7 protein-coding genes are annotated in these 8,130 nt (G+C 37.6%); 1 reads left to right on the top strand and 6 read right to left on the bottom strand.

Going from position 1 to position 8,130, the window contains the following annotated elements:
* Positions 1-238: 238 nt before the first annotated feature.
* Both dapA and ligA read right to left on the bottom strand, forming a co-directional pair.
* A complete protein-coding gene (gene dapA / locus BSCG_RS00360) occupies positions 239-1,132 on the bottom strand; it encodes a 4-hydroxy-tetrahydrodipicolinate synthase (RefSeq protein WP_004303039.1) in 894 nt (297 codons plus the stop codon).
* Between the two features lie 59 nt (positions 1,133-1,191).
* The gene (ligA, locus tag BSCG_RS00365) at positions 1,192-3,192 is read right to left on the bottom strand and encodes an NAD-dependent DNA ligase LigA (RefSeq protein WP_004310411.1); all 2,001 of its coding nucleotides are present in this window, start codon (positions 3,190-3,192) and stop codon (positions 1,192-1,194) included.
* Positions 3,193-3,267: 75 nt separating this feature from the next.
* Here ligA and trmD point away from each other — a divergent pair, with 75 nt between their 5' ends.
* Entirely contained in the window at positions 3,268-3,945 is a 678-nt protein-coding gene (gene trmD / locus BSCG_RS00370) for a tRNA (guanosine(37)-N1)-methyltransferase TrmD (protein WP_004295953.1), read from the top strand.
* Between the two features lie 216 nt (positions 3,946-4,161).
* On the opposite strand, the gene BSCG_RS00375 is transcribed toward trmD, so the two are convergent.
* The 4 genes from BSCG_RS00375 to holA form a co-directional block, all read right to left on the bottom strand.
* A complete protein-coding gene (locus BSCG_RS00375) occupies positions 4,162-5,073 on the bottom strand; it encodes a dihydroorotate dehydrogenase (RefSeq protein ID WP_004295952.1) in 912 nt (303 codons plus the stop codon).
* On the bottom strand, positions 5,061-5,837 hold the full coding sequence (locus tag BSCG_RS00380; RefSeq protein ID WP_004295951.1) for a dihydroorotate dehydrogenase electron transfer subunit: 777 nt from the start codon (positions 5,835-5,837) through the stop codon (positions 5,061-5,063). The genes BSCG_RS00375 and BSCG_RS00380 overlap by 13 nt, the downstream gene beginning before the upstream one ends.
* Before the next feature lie 76 nt (positions 5,838-5,913).
* Positions 5,914-6,384: a helix-turn-helix domain-containing protein gene (locus BSCG_RS00385; RefSeq protein ID WP_008777628.1), complete on the bottom strand. Its 471-nt coding sequence runs from the start codon at positions 6,382-6,384 to the stop codon at positions 5,914-5,916.
* Between the two features lie 1,210 nt (positions 6,385-7,594).
* The coding region (holA, locus tag BSCG_RS00390) for a DNA polymerase III subunit delta (RefSeq protein WP_032849914.1) at positions 7,595-8,130 on the bottom strand (536 nt) is incomplete at its 5' end.

Below are 8,130 nucleotides of genomic sequence, written 5' to 3'. Positions count from 1 at the left end.
ACTTGGAAATGAAATATGTCACAATGGCTATTAGAATTTCTTATCAAGCCCTCAAATAGCTATGCTTTAGATAGGCTAAAGCGTAGCTATCCGTTCCCTAAAGCTATGCTTTAGGAAGGTGAAAAACCTGTATCGAAAAACGTAATTAATAAGAAATATAACCCTTTCACAATAGACAGCGACTGTCTTAAAATAAATCATCTAAGTGTTTATTATGAATTCCTCGCTGAAGAAGGCATCAACATTTAATATTCAACTCATTCAAAACCTTGCGTATTGCCTCAAATGTGGTAATGCGAGTAGGAACTAGTGGCAACCGAAGTTTATTCTCGATCATACCCATGGCATTCAACATTGATTTTACTCCTGCCGGATTTCCATCAACAAACAATAAATTGAATAATTCCGTGAATCGATGGTGAATGGTTAATGCATTGGCAAAGTCTCCTTGAAGCGCCAGGCGCGTCATACGGCTAAATTCACGAGGAAAAGCATTACCGATTACTGAAATCACACCAACGGCTCCCAATGTAATAAGCGGAAAGGTTATACCATCATCTCCGGAGATTACATTGAAATTTTCCGGTTTATTTTTAATAATATCATCCATTTGCGTAATATTGCCGGATGCTTCTTTAATAGCAACTACATTCTTAAAATCGCGGGCAATCCGCAAAGTAGTTTCAGCAGTCATATTTACCCCCGTACGTCCCGGAACATTATACAATACGATGGGGAGCTCCGTAGCTTCCGCAATCGCTTTATAATGCTGATAAATACCTTCTTGAGAAGGTTTATTATAATACGGCACAACAGACAATATGGCATCAACTCCTGTGAAATCATCATTTTTCAATGTTTCTACAATAGCACGAGTATTATTACCACCTACACCCAACAGAATAGGAATTCTTCCGTTAACGCGGTCAATTACCATCTTTTTTATAGTTTTCTTTTCTTCCTCGGTCAGAGTCGGTGTTTCAGCTGTAGTCCCCAGCACACACAAAAAATCCGCATTATTCTGTAATAGATAGTCCACCATACGCATCAACGCGTCATAGTCAACGCTCTCATCCTCTTTGAAAGGAGTAATCAGTGCTACCCCCATTCCTTTCAATTTAGTCTGTATCATGAGTTTTAATTATAATCTCTAATTTATTTAGCCGCAAAAGTACGAATATTTTTCTTATCTTACGATATAAGTTTCAGAAATTCGTCTTCGCTTAATATGGTTATTCCAAGTTTTTTTGCTTTTTCAAGCTTTGCAGGTCCCATATTGTCCCCAGCCAGTATAAAACTTGTTTTCGCAGAAATGCTTCCTACATTTTTCCCTCCGTTTTTCTCGATAAGCTCTTTATATTCGTCACGTGAATGATGAACAAACACACCGCTGATAACGATAGACTGTCCCGCTAACTTATCCGTATATCCGCTTAAATCTTCTTCGGTGCGATAAAGCTGCAGTCCGGCCTCTTTTAGCTTGGCAACCAACTCACGATTAGACTCATTCGCAAAATATGCAAGTATACTCTGGGCTATTTTTTCTCCGATTTCATCGATACTTACCAATTTTTCAAGATCTGCCTGTTGCAGATCATCTATATTCTCAAACGATTTTGCTATCTTTTTGGCCACAGTCTCACCAACAAAACGAATTCCCAAAGCAAAAATAACACGCTCGAAAGGAACGGTTTTGCTTTGTGCAATCCCCGTTATAATGTTCTCCGCCGATTTTTCTCCCATACGATCCAAACCTTTGATATCATCAGCTGTGAGTTTATATAAGTCGGCCGTATTTTTAATTAATCCCAAACGATAGAACATATCCACGGTTTCCGGTCCCAATCCATCAATATTCATAGCCTTTCGACTAATAAAATGCTCGATTTTGCCTTTGATTTGAGGAGGACACGCTGTTTCATTGGGGCAATAATGAGCGGCTTCCCCTTCATACCTGACTAATTTACTACCACATTCGGGACAATTGACGATGAATCGAACCTTCTCCCCAAGCATAAAACTACGTGCATCTTTATCTACTCCCGTAATCTTAGGAATAATTTCACCACCTTTTTCCACATAAACCATGTCTCCGATATGCAAATCAAGTCCTTCGATGATATCCGCATTATGTAAGGATGCACGTTTTACGACAGTTCCCGAAAGCTGTACAGGGTCCAGATTAGCTACCGGAGTGACTGCTCCGGTTCTTCCTACCTGATAGGTCACCTTATTCAATCGGGTCAATGCACGTTCTGCCTGGAATTTATAGGCAATAGCCCATCGAGGAGACTTAGCCGTAAAACCCAAATTTTTCTGTTGTCTCAAACTGTTCACCTTTAAAACAATCCCGTCTGTGGCAACCGGTAGATTTTTACGTTCTACATCCCAATAGTTGATAAATTCAAAGACCTCCTCCAATGTCTGGCACTTACGCGTCAAATCAGAGATTTTAAAGCCCCATTTTGCCGCTTCCTGAAGATTTTCATAATGTCCGTCACAAGGCAGATTATCTCCCAATAAATAATATAAATAAGCATCCAGCTTGCGAGAAGCTACAATAGAAGAATTTTGCAACTTCAATGTACCGGACGCCGCATTTCTTGGATTGGCAAAAAGCGGTTCTTCACGTGCCTCTTTTTCCCGATTCAACTCTTCAAACACTTCCCATGGCATAAGAATTTCCCCACGTATCTCAAAAGAAGCAGGATAATTATCACCATGTAATACAAGCGGGATAGAACGGATTGTTTTCACATTATCCGTCACATCATCGCCTTTTTCTCCATCTCCACGGGTAACGGCACGAACCAACTTCCCATTTTCATAGGTCAACGAAATAGAAGTACCGTCATATTTCATTTCACAACAAATCTCGAAATCCTCATTTAGCGCTTTACGGACACGATCGTAGAAGTCCGTCACTTCCGCTTCCGAATATGTATTTGCCAATGACAACATAGGATATTTATGAGCCACTTGCGTAAAATTCTTGTTCAAGTCGCTCCCCACGCGCATAGTGGGTGAATTTTCATCTTTATATTCCGGATGTGCTTGTTCCAGATCCTGAAGTTCACGCATCTTATCGTCAAACTCTTTATCCGAGATTTCAGGAGCATTCAACACATAATAATTATAATTATGCCGATGAAGTTCGGCACGCAATTCCTCTATTTTTTCTTTTATATCCATATTTCTTCGATTGTTTAAGGCAAAAATACATGTTTATCTTTGAATATTTGTACTTTTGCGAAAAATTAAAAGATTATGCGCATTGATATTATAACAGTTTTACCCGAAATGATTGAAGGTTTCTTCAATTGTTCTATCATGAAACGAGCTCAAGATAAAGGACTTGCAGAAATACACATTCACAATTTACGTGATTACACCGAAGATAAATATCGTCGTGTCGATGATTATCCTTTTGGAGGATTTGCCGGAATGGTGATGAAAATAGAACCTATCGAACGCTGCATCAATGCTCTAAAGGCAGAACGTGACTACGATGAAGTTATCTTCACGACCCCTGACGGAGAACAATTCAACCAACCGATGGCCAACACTCTCTCTCTGGCACAGAATCTCATTATTCTTTGCGGACACTTTAAAGGCATCGATTACCGTATTCGCGAACATCTGATTACTAAAGAAATCAGTATCGGCGATTATGTATTAACAGGAGGAGAACTAGCGGCAGCAGTGATGGCAGATGCTATCGTACGTATCATTCCCGGAGTCATCTCCGATGAACAATCCGCACTTTCCGATTCTTTCCAGGATAATTTGCTGGCAGCACCTGTATATACACGACCTGCTGATTATAAAGGCTGGAAAGTTCCCGATATTCTATTATCCGGGCATGAAGCAAAGATCAAAGAATGGGAACTGCAACAGTCCCTGGAACGCACCAGAAAACTTCGTCCCGACCTATTAGGGGAGTAAAATAAAGTGTAAATAAAAACGACGATGAAGATTACGTAAATCCTCACCGTCGTTTTTATTTTATCTTCAATCTAAAGATTCTGTCCGTAGACAATTCCTCTAAACACGAACTTCTTTTTCATCTGCCACTACCTGCCTGTTTATCCTTTCTTTATTTAAAAGAGAAATAGCATTTTTCTTGCAGACTTAATGCGAAGGGTTATTGTATGTTTTCAATTACACCTCAAGCGCACCAATTATTTCCTTTACAGACTTACATCCGTGTCTTTCCAGGTAATTATTTATACCATCTTCCACTTTAATAGTCACAGCAGGATCTATGAAATTTGCCGTACCAATTTGGATGGCCGTCGCACCTGCAAGCATGAATTCAACAGCATCTTTCCAGTCCATAATACCTCCCAATCCAATGACAGGAATATTTACCGCCTTGGCAACTTGCCATACCATACGTAATGCGATAGGTTTTACGGCTGCTCCCGACATTCCGCCTGTTATAGTTGACAAAATAGGGCGTTTACGTTCCGCATCAATCGCCATACCCAGCAATGTATTGATTAATGACACGCTATCCGCACCACTTTCTTCTGCTGCACGAGCTATTTCAGTGATGTCCGTAACGTTCGGGGAGAGTTTTACGATAAGTGTCTTTTTGTAAGCTGAACGCACTGCTTTTACTACTTCTGACGCCCCTTTTGCTGACACACCAAAAGCCATACCACCTTGCTTTACATTAGGGCAAGAGATGTTTAGCTCTATAGCAGGAATTTTGTCAAGTTCATTAATGATTTCAGCTGTTTTTACATAATCTTCGATGGCAGATCCCGAAACGTTTACAATCATATTCGTTTGGATGTCTTTTATACGGGGATATATATGCTCCACAAAGTAATCAACACCCTTATTTTGCAGTCCTACAGCGTTTAACATCCCAGAAGGAGTCTCTGCCATACGCGGATAAGGGTTTCCTTCACGTTTGTGAAGAGTAGTTCCTTTTACAATAATACCACCTATTCGCGCTATATCAATGAAGTCGGAGAACTCTTCACCATATCCAAATGTACCAGATGCTGTCATCACCGGGTTTTTCATTTGTAATTCACCAATGTTTACACTTAAATCTGCCATAGTAGTTTATTTATATTAAAAACAGGACCTTCTTTACATACACACAAATGACCTTCTGTCGTATTTTCCACACAACATAAGCATGCTCCGATACCACAAGCCATTGTATTTTCCAAAGATACTTCACATTCTATCTGATTACTTTTGGCATATTTTGCCACAGCCACCATCATCGGTTTGGGACCACAAGTGTAAATCTGCTCAAATCGTACCTTATTTAATATAGAATGTTGGGTAACATATCCTTTTTCTCCATGGCTACCATCTTCCGTGGTGGTATATACCTCTCCATATTTGGCAAACTCTTCCAGCTGCAACAGATCTTTGTCGCTACGGGCACCTAACAGGAACGTAGGTTTATGGCCTTTTTTAGCCAACTGCTCACCTAAATAAAGCATAGGGGCTGTTCCGACACCTCCACCAACTAATAAGAGCTTATCAGAAGCCTCCAGAGGCATTGTATATGCATTTCCCAGTGGAAGCACTACATTTATTGTTTCACCGGGATTAACCTCTGCCAAACGTCTTGTTCCATCACCAACCAGCTGGATCAGAAACCAGACCTCATTTCGCTGTTTATCTACAAAATTAATAGAAATGGGACGCCGTAAGAATGTAGTAGGCGAACCGTCCACCCGGAGTTCGGCAAACTGCCCAGGTAACATTTCGGGCAGTAATGACTGAGAGGTCAATTTTAGCAATACATAGTTTGCATTCAATCTGATATTCTCGGTCACTGTCAGATCTAAAATAAATTTCTTCATGTATGGATATAAAAGTATAAATTCGTATTCCGGGTGCAAAGATACAGGAAATTGCTCAAACCACCGATTTTACTCTTCATTTTTCAGGTCGAAACGTCTCATAGGTATTATCATCGAAAAATATTCTTATTTCCGTGATTTTCCTGGCAGGCTTTTCTATATACCTAATCTTCTGTTTTACAATCTCTTTGGGGGCATTTTCGGCGTTTCTTAACGGCGTTTCCTTGCGATTTTCCGGAAGAGTCGGTTCTTTGGACGGATTTACGGGATTCTCGTCGAATAAAGAAGGCAGATAATCGTGATTAGAAGAAGAAAAGGAAGTTCCTTCTTCAGACACCATCATTTCGCCCTTACCATAAAGCAACCATTCAAGATTTACATAGTCATACTTTTGATGAACCTTCATAACGACCTCTAAGCTGGGTTTATTCCGATCATTTAAAATATGAGAGAGAGTAGATTGTTGCACTCCAATTGTTTCAGCAAAAACTCTAGGAGGAACTTTTTCTCTTTCCATTATCATTCTGATTCTGTCTTTTATTTCCATACTACCTTCTTTTTATTACAATTGTATGTGTTATGTACCTATTTCACAAAAATACGCACTATCTCATCGATTATACAAAGGTAAATAATTAGATTCACAAAAGCAAATTACAAATATAAAAATATTAATATTACAAAAGTGTATTATATTATACAAATCGAATATTACGCTTGCATATAGAATAAAACGAGTTATTATAAGCATATAGCTTTAGTTTAATTATATATCATAAAACACAGATATACAATCACATATATAACACAAATGAAACTCAAATAGAGACATTCACAAATATACATACCACATATAGAAGGCTCTTATACCACTAATTGATATAATAAACTATATAATCTTGATTTATAATAAGATAATAGGGATAAAAGTATTTGTTAATGCCTGAAAAACTACATTTGTATATAGAGTATTATTTTTGTAAATGCATAAATATATTATTGTAAACACCATCTTTTGATTACATTTGGAATTCATTTACATAAGTATACGACACATTTGTAACCACATAAATACACAAAAGTAAATATTGATAGTTGCAAAAGCAATAAAAGGAAGGGATCAACTCATACTTTACCAATGTATATTGCTATTTTTTTCTAATCATCCTTTACAATCTTCTCTAAAAAGAGAATCCTTGCAATATTTCCGTACCGATCTCCACTTATTTATTTTTTTTCAATTCTAGGAAGCTCATTTTTAGCATAAACAAATGAAATACAAACACTTACCCCTATAATTCAGATTCTATTTTTCTATTAAACTAGAAAAAATAGGCTTATAGTAATCAAAAATACTCTGGATTATCAAAATGACACTAATGGATGATTTTAGAGAAAAGAAAAAATCTCCATTCTCACTATAAAACGATACCTTTAAAATCCAAAATGCTTTTTTGATAAACTCAAGAATAAGTAAACTTTTCTCGTTTAAAAATTAAAGCTCCTATTTAAAAGAAAAAGTTTCCTTGAAGATAGATCAATACAAAATTCTAAAAATATACTTTGTGTAGTTCGTTAAATGGGTAACTCTATAAAACTACAAAAGGAGTAAATCTATTTGTAAAATAATCACTGGCATTGTGAAAGTCTTTTTTATAATGGAAGTAATTGCGGGAATACAAAAAAAGACATATACTTCCCGTTTCTATCTACGGTAAAAGTATATGTCTGATTATATAGGTAATTCTTAATCCTACTTAATGCAAAATTTTGAACACTAATTCACGAAGAATATCTCCATCTGTCATAGAACTATTTTGGACTCCTTTGGATTTTGCATCAGCATATCGTATTTCTCCAACAATCTGCATCGTCTTTACTCCGCTATATTTTCGCATTGCTGCCATATAATCCCGGGCCTGCCAGGGAGTTCTTAGTCCTAGCATATTTGCGATCCCTTGCTCTGATTTATCCGGTGCATAATAAGCCAACATTAGATTGGAGTAAAAGCTGAATAATAAAGACAGCGTCATTTGGATTGGGTTAGTTTTCGGATTTTCCTCAAAATATTTTATTATCTTATTTGCTTTTAATATATCCTTTTCCACTAAAGCACTGCGCAATTCAAAGTTATTATAATCTTTGCTTATGCCTATGTTTTTTTCTATCTGTTCAGGAGTTACGCGTTTTTGCCCGGCAGGTAAAGTGATAATCAACTTTTCAAGTTCTCCGGTCAGACGACTCAAATCTGAACCTACAAAATCAGCAAGCATAACAGTTGCTTTAGGTTCCA

Origin of the sequence: Bacteroides sp. 2_2_4 (assembly GCF_000157055.1) — a bacterium.
In the GTDB taxonomy this organism is placed as follows: Bacteria; Bacteroidota; Bacteroidia; order Bacteroidales; family Bacteroidaceae; genus Bacteroides; species Bacteroides ovatus.
The sequence above is the reverse complement of the archived record's forward strand: the minus strand, read 5'-3'. Positions and strand labels throughout refer to the sequence as shown.

Excerpts from the sequence above, each read along its gene's own strand:
- dapA (WP_004303039.1), bottom strand. The coding sequence starts at position 1,132 with ATGATACAGACTAAATTGAAAGGAATGGGGGTAGCACTGATTACTCCT.
- trmD (WP_004295953.1), top strand. The coding sequence starts at position 3,268 with ATGCGCATTGATATTATAACAGTTTTACCCGAAATGATTGAAGGTTTC.
- ligA (WP_004310411.1), bottom strand. The coding sequence starts at position 3,192 with ATGGATATAAAAGAAAAAATAGAGGAATTGCGTGCCGAACTTCATCGG.
- BSCG_RS00375 (WP_004295952.1), bottom strand. The coding sequence starts at position 5,073 with ATGGCAGATTTAAGTGTAAACATTGGTGAATTACAAATGAAAAACCCG.
- BSCG_RS00385 (WP_008777628.1), bottom strand. The coding sequence starts at position 6,384 with ATGGAAATAAAAGACAGAATCAGAATGATAATGGAAAGAGAAAAAGTT.
- BSCG_RS00380 (WP_004295951.1), bottom strand. The coding sequence starts at position 5,837 with ATGAAGAAATTTATTTTAGATCTGACAGTGACCGAGAATATCAGATTG.